The 22,373-nt window shown below is 44.8% G+C and carries 19 protein-coding genes; 18 read left to right on the top strand and 1 reads right to left on the bottom strand.

Annotated features, from left to right (window positions below):
- Positions 1-2: 2 nt before the first annotated feature.
- From K419_RS22970 to K419_RS0100395, 17 genes are all read left to right on the top strand, one after another.
- Positions 3-674, top strand: coding sequence for a dTDP-4-dehydrorhamnose 3,5-epimerase family protein (locus K419_RS22970; protein ID WP_198013085.1), 672 nt, complete (start codon positions 3-5; stop codon positions 672-674).
- 1 nt (position 675) lies between these two features.
- Positions 676-2,460, top strand: coding sequence for an ABC transporter ATP-binding protein (locus K419_RS0100470; protein ID WP_026839821.1), 1,785 nt, complete (start codon positions 676-678; stop codon positions 2,458-2,460).
- Between the two features lie 56 nt (positions 2,461-2,516).
- On the top strand, positions 2,517-3,359 hold the full coding sequence (locus tag K419_RS0100465) for an NAD-dependent epimerase/dehydratase family protein (protein WP_026839820.1): 843 nt from the start codon (positions 2,517-2,519) through the stop codon (positions 3,357-3,359).
- Positions 3,356-4,972 carry a DUF5672 family protein gene (locus tag K419_RS22965; protein ID WP_084154064.1) on the top strand — a complete coding sequence of 539 codons (1,617 nt, stop codon included), beginning with the start codon at positions 3,356-3,358 and terminating at the stop codon, positions 4,970-4,972. The genes K419_RS0100465 and K419_RS22965 overlap by 4 nt, the downstream gene beginning before the upstream one ends.
- A 71-nt stretch (positions 4,973-5,043) precedes the next feature.
- Positions 5,044-5,976 carry an O-fucosyltransferase family protein gene (locus K419_RS0100450; protein ID WP_156912161.1) on the top strand — a complete coding sequence of 311 codons (933 nt, stop codon included), beginning with the start codon at positions 5,044-5,046 and terminating at the stop codon, positions 5,974-5,976.
- A gap of 5 nt (positions 5,977-5,981) precedes the next feature.
- Positions 5,982-6,824 (top strand): DUF3431 domain-containing protein, encoded by an 843-nt coding sequence (locus tag K419_RS21425; protein ID WP_051292811.1) that lies wholly within the window; start codon positions 5,982-5,984, stop codon positions 6,822-6,824.
- 51 nt (positions 6,825-6,875) lie between these two features.
- A complete protein-coding gene (locus K419_RS21420) occupies positions 6,876-7,835 on the top strand; it encodes a glycosyltransferase family 17 protein (protein ID WP_198013080.1) in 960 nt (319 codons plus the stop codon).
- A gap of 25 nt (positions 7,836-7,860) precedes the next feature.
- Positions 7,861-8,655: a class I SAM-dependent methyltransferase gene (locus K419_RS22960; RefSeq protein ID WP_084154062.1), complete on the top strand. Its 795-nt coding sequence runs from the start codon at positions 7,861-7,863 to the stop codon at positions 8,653-8,655.
- 116 nt (positions 8,656-8,771) lie between these two features.
- Positions 8,772-9,650, top strand: a complete 879-nt coding sequence (locus tag K419_RS0100430) for an alpha-1,2-fucosyltransferase (RefSeq protein WP_026839818.1) — start codon at positions 8,772-8,774, stop codon at positions 9,648-9,650.
- Entirely contained in the window at positions 9,647-10,612 is a 966-nt protein-coding gene (locus K419_RS22955) for an NAD-dependent epimerase/dehydratase family protein (protein ID WP_084154060.1), read from the top strand. Before K419_RS0100430 ends, K419_RS22955 begins: the two co-directional genes overlap by 4 nt.
- Positions 10,602-11,663, top strand: a complete 1,062-nt coding sequence (locus K419_RS22665) for a glycosyltransferase family 2 protein (RefSeq protein WP_051292804.1) — start codon at positions 10,602-10,604, stop codon at positions 11,661-11,663. The genes K419_RS22955 and K419_RS22665 overlap by 11 nt, the downstream gene beginning before the upstream one ends.
- Before the next feature lie 60 nt (positions 11,664-11,723).
- A complete protein-coding gene (locus tag K419_RS0100415) occupies positions 11,724-12,851 on the top strand; it encodes a hypothetical protein (RefSeq protein ID WP_026839817.1) in 1,128 nt (375 codons plus the stop codon).
- A gap of 16 nt (positions 12,852-12,867) precedes the next feature.
- Positions 12,868-14,085: a glycosyltransferase family 4 protein gene (locus K419_RS22950; RefSeq protein WP_084154058.1), complete on the top strand. Its 1,218-nt coding sequence runs from the start codon at positions 12,868-12,870 to the stop codon at positions 14,083-14,085.
- Between the two features lie 29 nt (positions 14,086-14,114).
- Entirely contained in the window at positions 14,115-15,299 is a 1,185-nt protein-coding gene (locus K419_RS22945; RefSeq protein WP_084154057.1) for a glycosyltransferase, read from the top strand.
- Between the two features lie 143 nt (positions 15,300-15,442).
- Positions 15,443-16,420, top strand: a complete 978-nt coding sequence (locus tag K419_RS22940) for an NAD-dependent epimerase/dehydratase family protein (RefSeq protein WP_084154056.1) — start codon at positions 15,443-15,445, stop codon at positions 16,418-16,420.
- Positions 16,421-16,461: 41 nt separating this feature from the next.
- On the top strand, positions 16,462-17,634 hold the full coding sequence (locus K419_RS0100400) for a UDP-glucose 4-epimerase family protein (protein WP_226377600.1): 1,173 nt from the start codon (positions 16,462-16,464) through the stop codon (positions 17,632-17,634).
- Positions 17,635-17,681: 47 nt separating this feature from the next.
- Positions 17,682-18,242, top strand: a complete 561-nt coding sequence (locus K419_RS0100395) for a sugar transferase (protein WP_026839814.1) — start codon at positions 17,682-17,684, stop codon at positions 18,240-18,242.
- 734 nt (positions 18,243-18,976) lie between these two features.
- On the opposite strand, the gene K419_RS0100390 is transcribed toward K419_RS0100395, so the two are convergent.
- Positions 18,977-19,651, bottom strand: coding sequence for a hypothetical protein (locus K419_RS0100390; RefSeq protein ID WP_026839813.1), 675 nt, complete (start codon positions 19,649-19,651; stop codon positions 18,977-18,979).
- 627 nt (positions 19,652-20,278) lie between these two features.
- Here K419_RS0100390 and K419_RS0100385 point away from each other — a divergent pair.
- Positions 20,279-22,222 (top strand): polysaccharide biosynthesis protein, encoded by a 1,944-nt coding sequence (locus K419_RS0100385; RefSeq protein WP_026839812.1) that lies wholly within the window; start codon positions 20,279-20,281, stop codon positions 22,220-22,222.
- Positions 22,223-22,373 lie beyond the last annotated feature (151 nt).

Below are 22,373 nucleotides of genomic sequence, written 5' to 3'. Positions count from 1 at the left end.
TCATGATCTTTGAAAAAATGGCATCCACTATTCCTGGATGCTTTGAACTGCTTCCACGCAAGATGGAAGATTCGCGTGGTTCGTTTGTCAAAACCTTCCATCGTAACGCTTTTGAAGAGCATGCACTGGAGACTGGTTGGCAGGAAGAATACTATTCTGTCTCCCATAAAAGGGTGCTCAGAGGGCTCCACTTTCAACTTCCGCCCCATAACCACACAAAGTTGGTTTACTGCGTTTCGGGGGTGGTGCTGGATGCTGTGGTTGATCTGCGTGAGGGTTCGCCAAGGTATGGGCAATTTGCTCTTTTCAATCTTGATGCAACTAAAGCCAACATGATATACATTCCGAAAGGCTGCGCTCACGGGTTTTATACGTTGTCTGATTCAGCCACCATAGTTTACAAGGTGAGCACAGTTTATTCACCAGATCATGACGCCGGAATCCTATGGAATTCTGTCAGTCCCATATGGCCAGACCCAGATCCGATCTTGTCACAGCGTGATCGAGCATTTCCACCTTTTGCTTCATTTGTGAGTCCATTCCAGTACGATCAGTCCGTCCAAGGAAGAGCGGCGGAGGGACGCCACGAGAATGACGGTGACTTTAATATTTCTCAAGGCAGCACAATCCATGGTCACGCACCCTTTCTTGTTGGGAATGGTGAGGAACCATAAAATGGCTCTCTATGCAAAATTTAAAGTACTTTTCAATTATAAAGAGCGACAACAAATTCTGCTTTTGTCACTAGGTATCCTTGTGATGAGTTTACTAGAAGTTGTAGGCATTGCTTCTGTCGTCCCCTTTATTGCAGTTGTCAGTAAACCAGAAATGATTCACCAGAACAATTACCTCAGTTTTGCCTACCACAGCATTGGTTTTACCAGCAACAACCAGTTTTTAATTGGCCTAGGTGTGCTTGCACTGGTGGCACTTGTGTGCAGCAACGCTTTCAGTGCCTATATAAGCTGGTTTACAACTTATTTTAGCAACATGCAAGGGCATCGACTTTCAACGCGGCTGTTTGCGAAATATCTGTCACAGCCTTATCTTTTTTTCTTGAACCGGAATTCTGCTGATTTGTTGAAAAATGTTCTCTCCGAAGTGGCACGGGTTATTCAAGGTGTCATTCTTCCAGGAGTGTTGGCTGTCTCAAAATTAGTGTCAATTACATTCATATTGATTCTTCTTTTGTGGGTCGACCCTCAGGTATCGCTGTGTTTAGCTGCTGTGCTATCGTGTGCTTATATAGTTATATTTAAATTTGTACGTAACCAGCTATTTCGTATCGGAGAAGCTTCAACAGAGGTTGTTTTCCAACGTTTTAAAATATCCAATGAGGCGATGTCAGCAATTAAAGATCTGAAGCTACGTGGAGCTGAATGCGAACTCATACGACGTTTCTCAATACCGTCAAGAGATAATGCAAGCTATTCTTCACAGAGTGCAATAATCTCGCAAGTACCCCGCTATGCTCTTGAGGCTGTAGCCTTTGGTGGAATTTTATTGATTGTGCTTTACCTACTCGGCAGTGACCATGACAGCGCAAATATCATTCCAGTCGTGTCTGTCTTCGCGTTGGCAGGATACCGAATTATGCCAGGTTTTCAACAAATTTATCAAAGCATAACGTCAGTCCGATTTCACTTCCCTGCACTGGAAATTTTGGTGGAAGACCTCTCGGATCACAGTGGTAGGGAATTGTCTGAAGTCGGGAATGTAGAAGTTATTCCATTCCACCATTCAATAAAACTTCGCTCAATCAGTTTCAGTTATCCAAATATTGAAGTCCCTGTTATTGATGACTTTAGCATTGATATTGATTGTAATACTACTATCGGTTTGGTGGGGGCTACAGGATGTGGTAAGACAACTATTGTAGACATTTTCCTTGGCTTGCTTTCTCCGCAGTCTGGAAACATATCGGTAGATGGTACGGACATAAACAAAGAAAACCTGGCTGCTTGGCAGAAGAACTTGGGTTATGTTCCTCAGTCCATTTACCTGTCCGATGATACTATTGAACGTAACATTGCTTTTGCTATTCCGGACAATGAAATAGACCGAGAGCGGGTAGTTCAAGCAGCAAAAATGGCGGAGATGGCTGATTTTATAGACTCCCTTCCCGGTGGCTACGAAACTGATGTCGGAGAGCGAGGGGTCAGGCTTAGTGGTGGGCAACGTCAGCGTATAGGCATTGCGCGTGCATTATATCACAATCCTAAAGTGCTAATCTTAGATGAGGCGACCAGTGCGCTAGATGGCATAACCGAAAATGTCATCATGGATGCGATTCATAACTTGTCTGGTAAAAAGACTGTCATTATCGTTGCTCATCGCCTAGCTACTCTGAAAGAGTGTGACATAGTTCATATCATTGATAAGGGAAAAATTACGCACAGTGGAACTTATCACGAACTAATTGCTAAGAACGCTCACTTTCGTAAAATGGCGCAGATCTAATCACATTACCAGCGGTCAGACATTACGGCTAATGTCGTTCGTGTAGAGGCATATAAATGAAAATTGTAGTAACAGGATGCACCGGATTTGTAGGAAGGCACCTCGTTGCGTCGCTTGTCGCGCGTGGCCATAGTGTGGTCGCTGTGGCACGTCGAAAAGATCAAGCGATTAAGATGCCCTGGTATAAAAACGTTGAGTTTATTTCAGTGGATCTACATGATCCTGTATTGGAACCCGTTTCTTTGCTGGGGGTGCCTAATGCACTGATTCACTTAGCTTGGCCAGGCATCCCAAATTACAAAGATCTACTACATATCGAGCAGTATCTTCCCGCCGATTATAGCTTTATCAAAAAAATGGTTGAAGCAGGTACCCCCCAGGTGCTCGTTAGCGGAACATGCTTCGAGTATGGTATGCAAAACGGGGCACTCTCTGAAGACACTATTCCCCTTCCTAATACCCCATATGGTATTGCAAAGGATTCGTTGAGGCGATTTCTAGAGGCCTTGCAGGCGAAGAAAATGTTCAATCTGCAGTGGGTTAGACTTTTTTACCTTTATGGCCCTGGGCAGCATCGTAACAGCCTTCTGGCACAGCTTGACCGTGCGATTGATAACGGCGACGAGTTTTTCAACATGTCTGGAGGTGAACAGTTGCGCGATTACCTCCATGTAGAGGAAGTCGCCGTGTTCCTTTCAGAGGTCCTTGAACAGCCCCAGTTAAACGGTATTTTTAATTGCTGTAATGGTTCACCGATTTCGGTCCGGCGGTTAGTTGAAATGCGCATCAGAGAGCGAGGCTCTGGCATAAAGCTTAACTTGGGACACTACCCTTATCCTGACTATGAGCCGATGGCCTTCTGGGGGAAGAGGCAAACAATCAAGGATAGAGGCGAATGAATTCCTACATCAAAGGACTGGTTAGTGTCGGCCTGCCTACATATAATCGTCCAGATTCGTTGAATCTGGCACTCGGCATTATCACTTCGCAAACCTATCGTAATATAGAAATAATAGTTTCTGATAATGCGTCACCTGATCCACGCGTTAGGGAGGTTGTGGAGCAGTACGCATCTACTGATTCCCGCATCACTTATTACAGACAAAAAGAAAACTGTGGTGTCCTAGCTAACGCTGATTTCGTCCTAAGTAAGGCACAAGGTGAATTCTTCACTTGGTTTTCTGATGACGATTGGCGAGCACCTGAATTCATTGAACTGCTCGTTGATAAACTGCAAGGTAATCCAAATATAAATCTAGCATTCTGCGATTATCAGGAAGTTTATGCTGATGGGCTTCGGGCAGATGGGTATCCGAAAACGCATTTAGGCGTTTTCAAGCCCTTTGAAAGTGGGAACAAGCTCATTCGGACTCTTTTTTATTACTGGCAAGATGCTATGATGGGTAAGCCTAACCTTTTCTATTCAGTGTTTCGAAAGGCTGCCTTAGATTCGCTCGACATTAAAAAAATTACTGGTGGATATTGGCATCTTAATATGGATTGTTTGATTGTATTCTCTTTGTTACAATCCGGCCCTGTATCGATAACGAGCGAAGTCATGTGCACGCTGACTTGCGGCAACCAAAAGTATTACACATTGCCAAGTTCTCGCAGTACATCTCTTTTCTCCAAGCTAGTTGACTTCCTTTCTGTTAACTTTAAGGAAAAAAGGCTCTATGTTGAAAACTGTGTCAATCTGAACAGCAAAGTATTTATACACATTCTGTTTTATCCAAAACTATTAGTGCTGATGTTTTCTATTTTTTTTAGGAAAGCTGTGAGTCATAAGCAATCTTTGCATAATGAAAATATGTCAAATCTCCCAAAGGGTTCTCCTTTCAACAAAGAGCCTAAAATTAATCTGCCGAATGTGACCTTAATAGCAATGGCGACAAGAAATGTTGAGCAAACCCATCAAGCTCTCGTATATAGCTGTAAGGATATCTGCTTTGGAAGTGTGAAATTATTGGCTCATTACACTCCACATAACCTTGATAACGACATACAATTTATAAGAATTCCCAGGATTAAAGATATTGACGAGTGGTCGTACAAGATTATTTATGAACTAAATGATTATATTGATACCGAGTTTGCCCTGTTAGTACATGCAGATGGTTTTGTCGTCAATCCCTCGTCCTGGCAGGACGATTTTCTGAATTATGACTACATCGGGGCACCTTGGCCGCTTCCCGCAGATGACTTTTCATATCGTGATATAAAAGGAAATTTGGTACGGGTCGGCAACAGTGTTTCGTTGAGAAGCAAACGTTTACTGGAGTTGCCCATAAAACTTAATCTGCCGTGGGAACCTTTCCACGGTTTCTACAACGAAGATGGATTCATCTGTGTTAAAAATAGACATATTTATGAATCCAATAACATGCATTTTGCGCCCTTGGACGTTGCAAAATACTTTTCTCACGAAGCGATGATTCCAGAAATTAAAAATATAAAGCCTTTTGTCTTTCACAAATGGGCTGGAACTAACAGCACTTATCCCCAATTTTAACTGGACAGATTATGATAGTGACAGAACTATATAATGGGCAAGGTTTGGGCAACCAGTTGTGGAGCTACGTGGTGACCAGAACCATTGCTTTAGACAACGGATTTGAATTCGGCATAATGGGCTCTGAGAAGTTCAAAGGGCACGAGTTTTTAGCCCTAGACTTCGGAAAAGCGGTTAAGGGTGGCACAGGGCCGGAGGGTGGCCCGCCAATTTCTTTACCCGATAGGATTACGAACTACTACATTGAGAAGGACATTTGGCATCCCATCTATCAGTGTGACATTCGTGACTACGATTCAGGTTTACGGAGCGTCTGGGATAACACTAAAATTGAAGGATACTTCCAGTCCGAACTCTTGATCCAGAGCCATAAGCAAAAGATAAGAGAGTGGTTAAAGGTTAAGCCTGACTTCGATTGCTATGAATTTTGTGACGATAATCTCTGTGTAATGAATATCCGCGGTGGTGAGTATCGGGGCAATGATGAACTGTTACTTGGACGGAAGTATTGGGTCGACGCTGTGCAGAATATGCTCTCTGTAAATCCTAAACTTACATTCATCATTGTAACTGACGATGTGAAATATGCGCAAAAACTGCTGCCGGAATATGAGGCGCATCATTATAGTATCGGCAAAGATTATTCCATTATCAAAAATGCCAAATACCTCATTTTATCTAATTCAAGCTTCGCTTTTTTTCCTACGTGGACAAGCGAGACTGTGAAATACGTTATTGCTCCGAAATACTGGGCACGACACAATGTTTCCGATGGCTTTTGGGCCTGTGGGTTTAACTTATATCGTGACTGGATGTGGCAAGATCGGAGCGGGCATCTTTTCAGTTTTGAGCAGTGCAGAAGCGAATACGAACTTTACAAAATTGAACACGGAGTTAATCAATTTGGTTGTAAGGCGTCTCTAAAACAACAAAATGTTGTAGCAAGATGTCTTCGAAAAGCAATTGTAGCTGCATCTAAGGTCAAACACTGCTTGTGGAACTGACTTCAATGACCCAGTTAGTTAAAACAGATACTTTTTTTATAATCCATAATTTCAATACTGATCCTGAGCACTACCTTAGGTACTGCCATGATTACCACATCTATGACCAGTCTACTGATCCCATCATAAAAGAAAGGCTAAAGGCTAATTATAGCAAAATAACTTTTGTGGATAATAGTGGGCACAATATTTCCAGCTACTTCCGCTTTTTTATCGATAACTATGACAAGTTACCTTCTTGGATGATGCTCGTTAAAGCGAATATGATAGGGAGACATCTGTCGCAAGATTTTTTTGAGAGAGTGTTCTGCAATAAAAAATATACCTTTCTTTATGAGGATAAGAACTGGATTGACAAGCAGGGAATAGCGTATCAACCGCCCGATGGTGGGTTGATGGAAATAAATAACTCTTGGTACGCCTTTACGAAACCTTATAGATATTTCTTAACTTTGGATGACCTTCTATGCTTTCTTTTTAAAGATCCAGTTATTCCAGATTGGTTATATTTCAGTCCTGGAGCCTGTTATATCGTCTCCAGTGACCAGGTACTAAAATATCCCGTTGCCTTCTACAGGAATTTGCTGTTTCTTGTCAGTTACACATATTTTCCTTCCGAGGCATACCATGTTGAAAGGCTACTGAACATCATATTTAGCGGGAAATATGAGCTTAACGAATATTGCTTGGATGAGGGTAAATTCATGGACAAGATTAATGCGAGGTCTGTATGGTCCCCGAAAGGGATCAAATGGAGTGCGCAGGTTCGTAAACGATACTGGGAGATCAAACTCAGGACAGCCTATGCGGTTTGGAGATTAAAAAACTTCTTCTTTAATTTTACCTGACATGCTTATCTCACTATTTACTCCTGGATTTGTAAAATTATGAGGCTCAAAATGGCAAAGTACGACGTTTTCATGTTCTTCAATGAGCTAGATTTGCTGGAGATCCGCTTGAACCTCCTTGATGAAGTGGTTGACTATTTCATCATTTCCGAATCAGATCTCACCTTTTCCGGTAAGCCAAAACCCTTGTACTACCATGAAAACCGGGATCGCTTCAAGCGCTTTGAAAAAAAAATAATCCACCAGGTCATCCGAGATAATCCTTCAAATTTTACTGCACTTAAGCGATTCACTCCGGCCAAAGGTCAGGATCAGGCTTGCCTTAACATGATCTATGATTTTATCGATGAAGCAGATAACTTTCCAAAGCAAGAATTGCACTGGGGCCGTGATTTCTTCCAGAGAGAATGCCTTCACAGGGCTTTACTTCACTGTTCAGACGACGATGTCGTTATCTTCTCCGATGTTGATGAGATCCCAAACCCAGAGGCCGTTGTACAGACCATTGCTTGTCTCCCTTCTGATTGCATTTACACACTTCGACAAAAGGAATTTGATTACTACCTCAATATGTACAAAGAGGATAACTGGATGGGGCCAAGGATTGCGCTCTACTCAAGCCTCAAGAAGATTTCACTCAACAAAATTCGCGCAATCCGCAAAGGGGGCCGAACACTGGTAGAAAGCCCAGACGTGCCTAACGGTGGGTGGCATTTTACTAGCCTCGGCGGGACGGAGAAGATCATTGAAAAGATCGAATCTTGGGGTCACCAAGAATTTAATACTAAAAATGTAAAAGAAAATGTGGCGAAGAATGTGATCTGTGGGAAGGACATTTTTGGGCGGCGTGGAATAAGGAAAGCGAAAGTTATCGAGATTGACGAGGCTAATTTTCCTAAGTGGCTTGTGGACAATGCAAGCAACTACAAACATTTGATTGCTCCTCAACAGGTACTTGAGCAACAATACGGCTTTATCCCCTCTCTTTTGCGAAAGCTATTCTGTCATTAGACCTCTGAAAATAAGGACACAGCACATGGCACATGTCGAACAAAGAAAATTTGTATCTTTAATGGTGGAGCATTTCATTGGCCGCCATACTTCGAATATAAAAGTTTTAGAAATAGGCTCATATGTCGTCAATCTTTCGGTAAGGGATTTTTTTGCGTCTGATTGCGAATATTTGGGCGTTGACCTGGTTGCGGGGCCCGGTGTTGATTTGGTTGGCTCTGGTCACGAGGTGGACCTGCCTGATGCCTCGTTTGATGTCGTTATCTCGTGTGAAGCCTTTGAGCATAATCCGTACTGGGTGGAAACTTTCCGAAATATGTATCGTATGACACAACCAGGTGGCATTGTTGGGCTTACTTGTGCTTCTCGGGGAAGAGTTGAGCACGGTACGATGAGAAGCGAAACTGGGGCCTCGCCTGGGACTGAACATGTAGGAATTGACTACTATATGAATTTAAATGCAAATGACTTTAAGAAAGCATTCAAACTGGATGAAATGTTTGAGAGATACTTCTTTCACTATTTGTCAACTAACCATGATCTCTATTTCTTTGGCTTAAAGAAGGGGGACAGTCAGTTTGTTGGTGATGTCGAGATGCTCAAAGCTGATGTTCATGAAATTTGGAAGCTCAGCCCACATGTGACTCTCCCGCTGCTGCACAGGATGATGGGTGCTCTTTACAGACTACCTATCACAGCATCGGCCTACTTGTTTAGTGACCGGACATTTCAAAACTTTCGCTTCAGATATCTGCGCATATCAGAGCCTTTGAAAGTAGGAATAAAAAATATATTTAGACTGAGTATACAGATTATTTAAAGATCCTTTCACGATCATGGCCTATATTGCGTAGTACATTTTCGGTATCTTTGTGGGTGCCGTTAGGGAAAGTCGATTCTTAACTTTAATCTCTTTTTGACTCGGATACAGAAAATATGATTATTAGCAATATTTTAGGCGGGCTGGGTAACCAAATGTTCCAGTATGCCGCTGGTCGCGGGCTCTCTTTGGCTAAATCTGTCGAACTAAGGTTAAACACACGCGATTTTACCAACTACAATCTGCACAACGGATTTGAACTTGATCGGCTATTCAATATCTCTGCGCAAACCGTCACCGAAGAAGAGTTACGACGTTTTTTGGGTTGGCGTTCCTCGAGAATGGCATTAAGGGTCTTGCGCCACAAACAATTTTCAGGAATTAGAGGGAATAGGCTTATTTTTGAGCCAAGCTTGAGCTACTGGCGGCAGATCATGGACGCACCTGAAGACTGTTATTTACAGGGTTACTGGCAGACGGAAAAATACTTTTCACACATTGCACCCATCATCCGTGCAGACTTTTCTTTTAAAGAGAGACTTAGTGCCCAAAATCTTGAATTAGCCGAAAAAATCAACCTGTCTAATGCTGTCAGCCTACATGTGCGACGGGGCGATTATGCGATTAACCCTGCTACTCTGGCAACTCATGGCTTGTGTTCACTTGATTATTATCGCCAAGCCATCAACTATATCACTGTACAAACAGAGCAGCCAGAGTTTTTTATTTTTTCCGATGATATCCCTTGGGTAAGGAAGAACCTGAAGATAAAATTCCGTTGCCACTACATTGAACACAATAGAGGGTGCGAGAGCTACAATGACATGAGGTTAACATCACTGTGCAATCATCATATCATAGCTAATAGCTCTTTTAGCTGGTGGGGTGCGTGGTTAAATCCCAGCGCTGAAAAAATAGTGGTTGCTCCCAAAAAGTGGTTTGTTCAGGAAGCTAACATATCCGATTTGTTCCCGCAAGGCTGGGTCACTTTATGAGTATTTTACAGGGGAATAATGGCTATAAAACTAGTACATTGGTTATCGGCGGGGCAGGCTTTATCGGTGCCCATCTCATTCCAATGTTGGTTGCCACTGGAAGGGTAGTCACTGTTCTCGACAGAGCAAAACCAGTGCTTCAAGGATTACCAGGAGATGCCAAATATGTGGTAGGAGATTTTGGCCACAAAGATTTGATTAGTGATTTACTCGATCAGCATCAAGAAGTTATCCACTTGGCTTATGCCACTGTCCCCAATACCTCTTTCGAGAATCCTTTGGCTGATTTGTTGCAAAATTTGCCTCCATCGGTGCAGTTATTCTCTGAAATAGCAGAAAGAGGAGGAAAACTTATTTTAGTTTCCTCTGGTGGAACGGTTTACGGTGAGGCAAATGAATCTCCTATTAGAGAGGATTATCCAACAAAGCCCATTTCTCCATACGGCCTCACCAAGCTGACGTTAGAGAACTATGCACGCCTTTATGCCGTCACCCATGGTTTGAGGTTTGTCTGCGTCCGGCCGGCTAATGCATTTGGTGTAGGACAGCGGCCATTTGTGGGGCAAGGATTTATTTCTACTGCAATGGCTTCGGCTTTGCGGAGAGAACCAATCAAGATCTTTGGTGAAGCCGGTACTATACGTGATTATCTTTATGTTACTGATCTGGCGTCGGGACTTGTATGTGCCCTGGAAAAGGGGCATCTATCAAGCACCTACAATCTCGGCTCCGGTGTAGGAATCTCGAACTTGGATGTGATACATGCGATGTCGCCATTGGTGAAAAATTTAGGGTACGACATCCGAGTGGAACATCTTCCTAAACGCAGTTTCGATGTTAACACAAACATTCTGGATTGTACGCGACTACAGACCGATACAAGTTGGAGACCACGGATTTCCTTTTTAGAAGGTTTAACCTGCACTTTCGACTGGCTGAGGGTAAAACAAGATGAAGGTTAATTCTATCAATAAAACTGCACCTCATATTTCAGTTGTGTTGCCCGTTTACAATGGTGAAAAGTATTTAAATGAGGCTATTAATTCCATCCTTACGCAAACCTTTGCTGACTTTGAATTTATAATCATCGATGACGGTTCAACCGATAGTTCATTGGAGATTTTGAAGCGATACCAACAAGAGGATGTTCGCATCAAAGTTGTTGTCCAAGAGAACCAAAACTTAGCAACAACTCTCAATAACTTAATTGAACTTGCAACTGGTGAGTGGATTGCGCGCATGGATCAAGATGACATTGCCCTTCCACATAGGTTCGAAAGACAGTTAGATTTGCTTGAACGGACTGGAGCTGATATTTGTGGTACATGGGTAAAGTTTTTTGGTTCATGGGATCGCCGTACATGGAAGACGTATCAATCCGACGAAGCTATTAAAATACAGATGCTGTTCAATTCACCTTTTGCTCACCCAACTATAATGATGCGTACTGATTTAGCCAAGAAGTTGAAATATGATAAAGCCTGCGAGAAAGCAGAAGACTACGATCTTTGGGTCAGAGCTGCACAAGTTGGGTGGAACATGGTAAATGTCCCTGAAGTGTTGTTGCTGTACCGCAGGCACGCTTCTCAGATAACTACCAGTTCTTTCTGCAAACAGAGACATGTCAGCGAAGAAATCCAAAAAAGATACTGGGCACACATGACAAAAGCACTCAATTTAAGACCCGATGGTTCACGAGAAATCATAAATCTAATGGGTCTAAAGGTCAGATCCAATATGGATATCGTAGATGCCACCTTTACCACACTTCTTCAACAGAGTCACCCTGAGGCCAAAATAGCAGTTATGCACAACTTATCCCGCCTGTATCTTAAAGTGGCGGCTGAGTATCCTGATATAGTGAAAAGATGGGAAATGCTAAACAGCCATTCTAATCTTCACGCTGGTTTATGTACAAAATTGAAGCTCTATTTGATACGTTTACTGAAAATACCCCACCAAGGCAATTCTTATGATCTCATCAAAAAGCTTCATACCTACATTTTCAGATAACGCATTGTTGCTGAGTGTTTGCTTCATTGAAATTTGTGAGGCTAAGCTTAAGGTGGTAACTTGAAAAGCTTGTTTTCCATAAAAGTATTTAACGGTAAACTCATATTCACAGTTTTCCTCTTAGGATTATTATCTATTGCCTATACCCGCTGTTTTATAAGTCTTCTAGAGGTTGGGGAGACTGTCGGTTTTGGTTTCCAAGGCATCGTTCAATCAGACACTATTCTTTTTAAGAATATTTTTTCAAATTCGCAAATTTTAATTTATTTAGCAGCAAACGTGAAGAATGTCGTCTTGCCTGCCCTTTTATGGATGCTCTTCGATGGGAACTGGTATTTTGCGACTTTATTTAATATCAGTTTGCTATTGTTGACGGGCATATACCTTTACAAGATTTCTATACATCTTAATATTATTGTTAATGACAAGATCTTGTTTCTGATACTGCTTTTGCCAGAGACCTTTATATATACAATAGGGGTCCTTAAGGAAATCCCAACCCTTTTTGTTTTTAGTGCTTTAGCCTACCATTTCTTGAAAAAAAGTTGGTACATATTTACCTTCTACTTTCTTCTGCTGGTTTTACTGAGGTACCAATTTTCAATAGCTATCACTTTATTTATGGTAGGGAATTTTTCGTTCAAAGAGAAAAACATTCGTTTTTTAGTTCTGCTTTTTCTCATGTTATCGTCAATGTATCCATTTTTAATTGAAAATGTGCCAGGTTTGGGTAGCGATGATGCACTGCTGTTCAGGGAAATTGGTCCCGGACTCGGTGTAGGTAGTATTGTCGAGTCGATTCAATCTAAATGGTACGGAATATCTGCTTTGGCAACATTTGTGAGACTATTTCAAATGATAGTTCAGCCTTGGCCAGTCATTAACGTTTTTGATGGCTCTTACCTGAACATTATGGCTTTGTTGTATTCTATTTCGGCATGTATACTCTTTCCTGTTTGGTTTAGATATTTTAGATTTTTATTTCATGCCTTTCGTTACCCGCACTTGATTCAAAGTGACCAAAATGCTATCTTATGTTTATCATTTGCATTTATCATGATGGTAGGATTAAACAGCTTTGTTCACCACCGATATCTTTACCCAGGCTTCGGTTTAATCACATTGGTGGCATACTTTCCTCGTTGGCGGAATTTAAAGACACCACAAAAACTTGAACCCCAACAATGAAAGCGAAAAGTGCACAATGCGTGTAATAGTAATAAACGATCACGGCTATATTAACGGTGGCGCCGCTCAAGTGGCGATTACTAGCTTAAATGCTCTTGCAGAAGCCGGAGTGGACGTAACATTCATATATGGAGTTGGCCCGGTAGATCCTACCATTAATCTCGATTTGGTCAATGTGATTACTTTTGATCTATACGATTTGAGGGGCAATCCATCTAGAATAAACGCCGCTTTTAGCGGCATTTGGAATTCATGTGCAGCTGTCCGTTTCAAGCAGGTACTCACTGGTTTTGATCCAGAGAATACAATAATACATATTCACTCCTTTGTTAGTTCTCTTTCAGCGAGTGTTATTCGCGTTGCAATAGATCAGGGCTTTAAAATCGTTTATACTTGCCATGATTATTTCTCTGTCTGCCCGAATGGTGGTTTATATAATTTTAAGAAATCAAAACATTGCAAGCTAAAGCCTATGTCCTTTAGCTGTATTATATGTAATTGTGATTCTCGTTGTTACGTATATAAGATTTGGCGAATCGCCCGACAGGCTGTTCAAACTAAATTTGGTCATCTTCAGAATGGCGTTAAGTCTTTCATCACCGTATCAAATTACTCTGAGTCGCTCATTCGTGCGTTGTTACCTCTAACCACCAGGTATTTTCGCATCGGTAATCCAATCGATGCAGATAAAGTTTGCCCCACAGATGTAGGTGGATGTGACGCGTTTACGTTTATAGGTAGGCTGTCTCTAGAGAAAGGAGCTGTTCTTTTCGCTTTGGCAGCGCGTTTAGCAGGGGTGAAATCTGTCTTCGTTGGATGTGGCGACCAAGAAAAAAACATTCGACTCGTTAATGACACTGCTGAATTTCTAGGCTGGCAGGATCGTGTTGGCGTTAATAATGCGATTCAAACAAGCAGAGCCATTGTATTCCCTTCCTTATTGCACGAAGGTCAGCCTTTAGTTGTGATGGAGGCTGCGGCGCTCGGTGTACCCGTCATTGCATCGGATGAATGCGCGGCCAAGGATGCAATTATTGATGGCGAAACAGGAATGTTGTTTCGTGCTCGTGATACTCATGACTTAGTTGAAAAACTTAAGCTCTTAAATAACGACCCAGCACTAGCTAAAAAGTTAGGTCTCAGAGCTTATGAACTTTATTGGCAAACACCAAATACACTTCATTCTCACGTTAGAGAGGTTATGAATTGTTACTCTAAAGTGTTGAAGGATTGATTTCAACGCTTCCAGTACTATTTTTCTCAATGGTAGGTTTAATTATGGATGGACCACGACAAGTCAAAGTGATGAGAATTGTTACCTCATCAGAATGTGTACCATGGCATCTCGGTAACACGTTAAAACGAATTTTTAAAGATTTTGAAGTTAGTGTAGTTGGACATAATGTTTCTGATCACAGCGCTTTATTTCCAAACGTTAGATGGTTCGATCTTCATATTTCCAGGAAAGTGAGCTTTTTATCTGATCTTTATGCACTGATTAATTTAATCAGAATAATAACTCTTGTAAAACCCGATATAGTTCATTCAATCATGCCAAAAGCTGGGTTGTTGACGGCTATAGCCGGATTCATCTGCCGTGTTCCCATCCGCATTCATACTTTTACAGGACAGGTTTGGGCAACTCAGACAGGTTTTTTACGACAATTTTTATGGTCGTTAGACAAGTTGATTGCAACATTGAATACGGTTTGTTTATCGGATAGTCCTTCACAGTCAACATTTCTCTTCCAGCATAATATCACATATGCGGGTGTGCCTTTACCGGTTTTGCTAAAAGGATCTTTAAGTGGCTACGACAACGATAAGATCAACCTCAAAGTAATTGGCAGTCAAGCCGAACTGCTACGTGACAGTTTGGGAGTTGACAGGTCTGATTTTGTATTTGCCTATATCGCGCGGAAAACTCGAGATAAAGGGGCGATCGATATGATCCTAGCATTTTCTATGGTTACCAATTTATACCCAAAGGCCAAACTCGTCTATGTAGGTCCTGACGAAACAGGCGGTGAGATTGATGAAATGAGGAAAACAAATCCAAGAATCCTCAATAATGTACTCAGCGTCGGTAAAGTTAATAATCACGAATTGTATCTTGCTATTAGTCATGTGTTATGTTTGCCTAGCTACCGCGAAGGGTTTGGTACAATAGTGATAGATGCCGCAGCGCTAGGGATCCCTACCATCGGGTCAAATATTGTCGGCTTGGTTGATTCAATAGAAGATGGACAAACTGGCATTTTATTTCCTGCTGGCAACTTGGACCAATTGAAAGATGCGATGTTGTTTATGTTGCAGAATGTTGAAAAATGCAAACAAATGGGACAGCTCGCTAAACAAAGGGTGGAGGCACATTTTACTGCGGATATTCTTTATGCCGCACTAAAAAGGCTCTATCATCAACATATGTGTAAAAATGACCTTAAATAAAACCTATGGTCTCACTTTTAGCCTTATATCACACCCTTGGCGATCTACCCGAATCGCAGTGTCATCACAGATTCTGCTGAAGAGCCATTTTTTAAAGGTGTGGACATAATGGGTTTCCCTCAAATGCATTAAAAGGAGCCTTTATGATTATTGCCGTTACTGGTGGTACTGGGTTTATAGGAAAGCATTTAATAAGAAGGCATTTGGATTTTGGAGATCAGGTACGATATTTGACACGAGATCATGGATCACAAGAGCTTGAGGGTGCGAAACCATATATTGGAGATTTGAACTCTTCAATTGAGATCTTGCACGAGTTTCTTGATGGGGCTGATGTCTTATATCATTGCGCAGCTGAACTACGCAATGAATCTCAAATGTACAATACAAATGTACTTGGTACCGCAAACTTACTTGTTGCAGCCCGAGGCAAAAGATGCCGTTGGGTACAGCTTAGCAGTACTGGGGTATATGGTAAAGTACTTGATGGTAATATTTGTGAGAGCAGTGAGCTTAATCCTAACAATGCTTATGAAAAATCAAAAACTAAGTCTGACATGCTTGTACTCGATGCAATTAAACACGACAAGTTGTTCGGTGTTATATTAAGACCTTCAGTTGTTTACGGCAATGACATGCCGAATAGATCACTTTTCCAGCTCATCCAGATGATTCATAAAAACCTCTTTTTTTTCATCGGCAAAACTGGGGCAACTGCTAATTATATCCATGTAGAAAATGTTGTGGATGCCCTAGTACTTTGCGGGACATCTACAGCTGCACTAACTGGGAGCATTTACATTGTTTCTGATTACTGTAAGTTGGAAGAACTTGTCGAAACAATTGCAGCAGTACTTGATAAAAAAATACCCAAAGCCAGAGTTCCTGAATCTCTTATGCGAGCCGCTACTTCATTTCTTCAAATTATTATGCCCAATTTTCCTTTAAGTCCTGCAAGAATAGATGCACTTACCAATAAAGTAGTATATGCAACTAATTCTATAGAAAAAGAAATGGGCTTTAAGTGTCAAATATCTATAAAATGCGGAATAAGTGAACTTACTCGGTACTATTTAACTTCCATCCTGAAACCTAACGTGTCTGATTCATCAAAAAAATGATCGTATGGATATCCCCTCATTTCCGGTTGGTTGCCAGCGGTATGCCGTTCGGCATCACAGCGGAATTGGGGTCGGCATCGACCGGAATACGCAATTTGGAAAATGCCGGCCATTTCCATGGCCTTGGGTGGCGGGATTCAGTAGATTTAGAGCAGGTCATCTACGTATTAGTGATTTTTAGAGAGCCAGAGACGCTATTATTGAAAATGAACAAAGGTGAAAATGGTCAGGATATGACAAAAACACCAAGAATCTTAATGACCGGCGCAACCGGGTTCGTGGGAGCATTTCTTGCCAAGCGCCTTCTTCTTGAGAACTTGCGAGTCACGGCCGCGGTATTGGAGGGCGAGGAGACTGCCTTTTTGCCTAGCGGGGTTGCTACGGTGGTGGTGCCGCCTCTGTCGGAGTTGAGCGTATATAAGGCAGCTTTCCAGGGGATAGACACGGTTATTCATCTGGCTGCCCGCGTTCATATCATGCAAGACACTGCTGCAGACCCATTGGACGAATTTCGCAAAGTGAACCTTCATGGGACGGTACGCTTGGCGCGACAGGCTGCAGCCGCAGGGGTGAAGCGACTTGTTTTTATCAGCACCGTTAAGGTACATGGCGAAGAGACTGATCATCCCTACTGTGAACTCTCACCACTTGCCCCTTCTGATCCTTACGGTATCAGCAAATCAGAGGCGGAGGCCGCTCTACATCGGATCGCCGCAGAAACCGGACTTGAAGTCGTAATTGTGCGTCCTCCATTGGTGTACGGGGCGGGCGTCAAAGCCAACTTCCTGAAGCTTATGAGCATTATCGATCATGGTATACCTTTACCATTTGCGTCGATTTCCAACAAGCGGAGCTTGGTTTATGTAGAAAATTTGGTGGATGCGGTTGCCTTTAGTGCAACTGCTGCAAATGCAGCAGGCCAGACCTATTTGGTGAGCGATAATGACGACGTGTCTACTCCTGAGTTGATTCGCCGGCTGGCCGGCGCTCTGAGTAGGTCTTCCAGACTCTTGCCACTGTCACCTACCTTGATGCGCACAGCGGGAAAAATGTTTGGCAAGTCCCAATCAGTGGAACGATTGTTGGGATCGCTGCAGGTCGACAGCTCCAAAATCCGAAGAGAGCTTGGGTGGGTTCCTCCTTTCACTATGGAGCAGGGTCTTAAAAAAACAGCTCTCTGGTTTAAGGGACAGGGTTGTGGGGTGGTAAAATAGCTTAAATTACACGCCCAGAAACATTCATCAGTAGGTAAAAGGAGAGTATGAAGAGGTTTTTCGATTGGATACTTTCTATGACGCTGCTTGCTGTGTTCAGCGTCCCCATGCTGTTCGTGGCCTTATTCGTAAAGCTTACCTCCCCGGGGCCCGTGCTGTACTGGTCCGACAGGGTGGGAAGGTGCAACGTCATCTTCAGGATGCCCAAGTTCCGCACCATGCGCACTGGGACCCCCGCAGTCGCCACGCATCTGCTTACCAACCCCGACCAATTCCTGACCCCTATCGGCAAGTTTTTGAGAAAATCCAGCCTCGATGAGCTGCCGCAGCTGTTCAGCATCCTGCGCGGCGACATGAGTTTCGTCGGTCCTCGTCCCGCCCTTTATAACCAGGACGATCTGATTGAGTTGCGGACGGAAAAAGGTGTTCATGTTCTGCCCCCGGGCCTGACCGGGTGGGCGCAGGTAAATGGCCGCGACGAGCTCCCCATTCCCGTCAAGGTGGAGTTTGACGAGCACTACCTTAAGAACCGTTCGATGGCACTGGACCTCCGCATCATCTTCCTCACGGCGCTGAAAGTGCTTAAAAGCGATGGTGTCTCTCACTGAGACTACAGGAGCGGAAACCGGCTCACGCAAAGCCGCAAAGACGCAAAGAAAGGCACATCCCATTCATCCTATTCGTCCCTGTAGAGAATTTTAGGGATTCGGACGAGCGAAGGGGATAGACGCTTTTCGACAAAACAGGAACGGGTTCAAAGAAAAGTGAACCTACTTTTAGAAAAAGCTGCACGGGTTTACCCGAAACGGGTACAGCTTTCCGAAAAGTAGTACCGGTTTTCTCTAATGTTGACACAGATTAGAAAAAACCTGTCCTCTATTAGAAAAAAGCGTTCCGGTTTTGGGAATTCCAGTTACTGTTTTCAACAAACCTGATCCAGTTTCCTCTAATCCAGTCCCGTTTTAAACTAATTCAGTCCCAATTATTTCTAATCTGGTTCCGTTTTTATCTAATCCGGTCCAATTTTGTTGGAAACAGGGCCGGCTTTTTCTGTAACCGGTCCTGTTTTCGGAAAAACCGTACAGAGTTTTTCTAATGCATGACCGGCTTTTATGGAAACAGGTTCAAGTTGAGAAAAAGTCGGACCGGATTTTTCTAATCTGTTCCCGCTTTTAAAAATATGTCACCTGCTTTAGGAGTAACTGTATCGGTTTGCGAGGAAGATGATACAGGGGGGAGCGGGGGAGAAGGCGGGAGGCTGAAGCCGGAAGGAAAAGAAAGCGCGGCTGCATCGTAAGATGCAGCCGCGTCGTCGTTTCATCCTGTTAAAGAGGCGGACTTTTTACAGAACGAGGATGTTTACCACCTGGGACCATGGACTGACGCCGCCGTCCTGGTGGTACCTGGCCCTGAAGTAGAGCCTTTTTTCCGATTGTTGCCGTTTGTACTCTATGCGCGATTTGGCATAGATCCCTTGACTGCTCCAGGAAGATTCGTCAGAAGGGTTGTCAGACATCTGCAGCTCTGTTGACGCCCTGTTCTTAGCCTTGGTTATGATGACGGTGAAGGCACCCACAACCGGCCCCGAACCCGATTGCAAGTACCTCAACGCGAGGCCCGGCGTCTCCGCCAGCAGGTCCGTGGCAGAGGAGGAGGTGGGTTTAGCAATGTGCTTCTGTTTCAACTTGTAGCCGGTGTTGAGCAGGATGTTGGGGTCGTTGCGGTGCAGCGACAGCATGGTGATGTGCTGACCATTCATGATTACGGCAAGTTTGGTGTCTTCCCAGGCGGCCATTTTCTCCGCCTTCTTATCCCTGTCGCCGCTGGCGGAGGCATCGCGAAGTTGCACCAGTAGCGTCGCTTTTTCCCTGAGCTTCTCCGGGGGGCAGAAGTACTCGGGAAAATCCTTAAGGGCCGAGTGCTTCTCCATTTTGTCGGCTATGGTGTTTACTTCCGCGATGAAGTCGTTGATGCTGTAGCTGTTGAAGTTGAGTTCCAGCAGTTCCGGTAGTGTCATCCGAATTGCCTCCTTTAGGTGGAATTCCGTAGCGGGTCGAATCTTAGCATACGCTAACGATCTGTACAGCGACCACATCAACTTTTTTCTGAGGGCAGGCTGGGAAAACCTGAAAGCCCCCTCATCCAAAGCCGTAAAGCTTTCTCATGCAAAGCCGCAAAGGCGCAAAGAAAGGCGCTTCACGGCATCGCACACGGATTTAACGGAAAGATGCAAAGCCAAAACTATTAAGAGGGATGAAGGGGATGCAGGGGATGCAGGGGATAACTGCAAAACCGAAAAGCTAGAGAACCTTCTCACGCAAAGCCGCAAAGACGCCAAGAAAGGCGCTTCACGGCATCGCACACGGATTTAACGGAAAACGCGGATAACGTCAGATTAATCCAGAAAACATCCGGTTGATCTGCAGTTATCGTTTTGTCCACTTAATCCGCGTCATCCGCGTGCGACCGCTTTGGGACTTTGTGGCTTTGCGTCTTGAGCGAGCGCAGCGAACGGGCGTGAGTTAATGAGATTAGAGTTTGCTTTTTTGAGAGTAAGTGCTATAGTCTCCATCTGCTCGGGTTAATGTACCTGGGTTCAGCTTCTAGCTTGTCCAGACTTGATTTCATGAGGGGTGGGGGGGGCATGTTCCGTACAAGAAGGTTTCTGGTATTTTTCCTCGATGTTTCCCTGATTGTCGCCGCATTCACTCTCGCTTTCCTGCTTCGATTCGATTTACGAATTCCTGCCGAGCAGTCCAGTCCCCTGCTGCAAGGGCTTGTCATCGTTTTAGCTGTCAAATCGGTTATCTTCATCGCGTCCGGCATGTACCGCTGCATCTGGCGCTACGCCTCTTTGCGGGACGCGTATGAAATCTTCAAGGTTGTGACCCTGTCCTCCGTTGTCTCTGCTCTAGCACTTCTCCTCACCAAAGGCCCCTTCGCTCTCCCGCGCTCCATCTACTTTCTTGACTGGTTTCTGCTCTTCTCGCTGGTGGCCGGTAGCCGCCTGCTCTGGAGGGTTTACCGCGAGACCAAGTTCCTCCCTTCCATGCACAAGGGTAAGAAAACGCTTATCATCGGCGCCGGGGAGGCAGGCAACCTGCTGCTCAAAGAGATCCGCAAGGAGGCCGATTCCCCCTACAACGTAATAGGATTCGTGGACGACGACATTGAGAAGCGCGGCATGCGTCTTTCCGGCGTTCGGGTCCTTGGGGGCACCAACCGCCTCTGCGGCCTGGTCAGAAAACATGCCATAGAAGAGGTCATCTTCGCCATTCCCTCCGGGGACGGTGAACTGATGCGCCGGGTGATAGCCAACTGTAAGCGGAGCAAGGCGCGGTTCAAGACTCTTCCAGGGATCACCGCTATTGTCGACGGCAAGGTCTCGATGAGCCAGATCAAGGACGTTGAGATAGAGGATCTCCTGGGGCGCGACCCGGTGATGCTCGACCAGACTGCCATCCGCAACTACCTGACCGACAAGCGGGTCCTGGTGACCGGTGCGGCGGGAAGCATCGGTAGCGAGATCTGCCGCCAGGTGGCCCGTTTCAAGCCGGCGAAGCTGGTGCTTTTCGATCACGCGGAGACCCCTCTTTTCTACATCGAGAAGGAGCTGGCCGCCGCTTTCCCTGACCTCCGGATCATCCCCATGGTGGGGGACGTGAAAAACCAGGAGCGCGTGGAGGCTGTCTTCGACGAGTTCATTCCCGAGGTGGTCTTCCACGCCGCGGCCTACAAGCATGTCGCCATGATGGAGTACAACCCGGCCGAGGCCGTGCTGAACAACGTGCTCGGGTCAAGAATCGTGGCGGATGCGGCGCACAAGACCAAGGTGCACAATTTCGTCATGGTCTCGACAGACAAGGCGGTGAACCCGACCAACGTCATGGGCGCCACCAAGCGTAGCGCCGAGATCTACGTGCAGGCCCTGGCCGCGAAAAGCCAGACCAAGTTCACCACGGTCCGCTTCGGCAACGTCCTGGGGAGTAACGGCAGCGTGATTCCCCTTTTCAAGGAGCAGATCAGAAAGGGAGGGCCCGTCACCGTCACCCACAGCGACGTGGTGCGCTACTTCATGACCATTCCCGAGGCGTCGCAGCTGGTGATGCAGGCAGGGTGCATCGGGCGCGGCGGGGAGATCTTCGTGCTGGACATGGGCGAGCCGGTTCGGATACTTTCTCTGGCCGAGGAGCTGATCAGGCTTTCCGGGCTGATCCCGTACAAGGAGATGGACATCCAGTTCACGGGACTAAAGCCCGGCGAGAAGCTGTTCGAGGAGCTTTTGATCAACGGCGAGGGGATAAAGCCCACGAGTCACAAGAAGATCCGGGTGATGGCGCCGGTGGCAACCGACCTGAGAAGGGTGAGCCAGGATCTGGACGAGCTGTTTGGGCATGCCAGAAACCAGGATATCAAGGAGCTTTTGAAGTCGCTGCGGCGCATGGTGCCCGAGTTTGCGCCGCGCTACGAGTTCGATGTGGCGCCGCCGTTTGCCTTCCAGCGGGTCCGGCCGGACCTCTTCCCTCCGCAAAAGCTTACCCTGGTGAGGAACCTGCAGTTAGCCTCAAAAGAGGGCTCCGCGGCTTAAACAACGGCATTGCACGCGGATTTTGCGAAAAAAACGGATAACGGCAGATTAACCTGGAGACAAGCTGTTGAGATGTAAAATCTTTACGGGTGCTCAGTTTAATCTGTAGTGATCGTTTTTTTTCCGCGTCATCCGTGTGCGACGCCTTTGA

This window comes from Citrifermentans bremense R1 (assembly GCF_000426865.1).
GTDB lineage: Bacteria > Desulfobacterota > Desulfuromonadia > Geobacterales > Geobacteraceae > Geomonas > Geomonas bremensis.
The sequence above is the reverse complement of the archived record's forward strand: the minus strand, read 5'-3'. Positions and strand labels throughout refer to the sequence as shown.

What these genes read in the sequence shown, in the direction of transcription:
- K419_RS22970 (WP_198013085.1), top strand. Translation starts at nt 3, where the DNA reads ATGATCTTTGAAAAAATGGCATCCACTATTCCTGGATGCTTTGAACTG.
- K419_RS0100470 (WP_026839821.1), top strand. Translation starts at nt 676, where the DNA reads ATGGCTCTCTATGCAAAATTTAAAGTACTTTTCAATTATAAAGAGCGA.
- K419_RS0100465 (WP_026839820.1), top strand. Translation starts at nt 2,517, where the DNA reads ATGAAAATTGTAGTAACAGGATGCACCGGATTTGTAGGAAGGCACCTC.
- K419_RS22965 (WP_084154064.1), top strand. Translation starts at nt 3,356, where the DNA reads ATGAATTCCTACATCAAAGGACTGGTTAGTGTCGGCCTGCCTACATAT.
- K419_RS21425 (WP_051292811.1), top strand. Translation starts at nt 5,982, where the DNA reads ATGACCCAGTTAGTTAAAACAGATACTTTTTTTATAATCCATAATTTC.
- K419_RS21420 (WP_198013080.1), top strand. Translation starts at nt 6,876, where the DNA reads ATGGCAAAGTACGACGTTTTCATGTTCTTCAATGAGCTAGATTTGCTG.
- K419_RS22960 (WP_084154062.1), top strand. Translation starts at nt 7,861, where the DNA reads ATGGCACATGTCGAACAAAGAAAATTTGTATCTTTAATGGTGGAGCAT.
- K419_RS0100430 (WP_026839818.1), top strand. Translation starts at nt 8,772, where the DNA reads ATGATTATTAGCAATATTTTAGGCGGGCTGGGTAACCAAATGTTCCAG.
- K419_RS22955 (WP_084154060.1), top strand. Translation starts at nt 9,647, where the DNA reads ATGAGTATTTTACAGGGGAATAATGGCTATAAAACTAGTACATTGGTT.
- K419_RS22665 (WP_051292804.1), top strand. Translation starts at nt 10,602, where the DNA reads ATGAAGGTTAATTCTATCAATAAAACTGCACCTCATATTTCAGTTGTG.
- K419_RS22950 (WP_084154058.1), top strand. Translation starts at nt 12,868, where the DNA reads ATGCGTGTAATAGTAATAAACGATCACGGCTATATTAACGGTGGCGCC.
- K419_RS22945 (WP_084154057.1), top strand. Translation starts at nt 14,115, where the DNA reads ATGGTAGGTTTAATTATGGATGGACCACGACAAGTCAAAGTGATGAGA.
- K419_RS22940 (WP_084154056.1), top strand. Translation starts at nt 15,443, where the DNA reads ATGATTATTGCCGTTACTGGTGGTACTGGGTTTATAGGAAAGCATTTA.
- K419_RS0100400 (WP_226377600.1), top strand. Translation starts at nt 16,462, where the DNA reads ATGCCGTTCGGCATCACAGCGGAATTGGGGTCGGCATCGACCGGAATA.
- K419_RS0100395 (WP_026839814.1), top strand. Translation starts at nt 17,682, where the DNA reads ATGAAGAGGTTTTTCGATTGGATACTTTCTATGACGCTGCTTGCTGTG.
- K419_RS0100390 (WP_026839813.1), bottom strand. Translation starts at nt 19,651, where the DNA reads ATGACACTACCGGAACTGCTGGAACTCAACTTCAACAGCTACAGCATC.
- K419_RS0100385 (WP_026839812.1), top strand. Translation starts at nt 20,279, where the DNA reads ATGTTCCGTACAAGAAGGTTTCTGGTATTTTTCCTCGATGTTTCCCTG.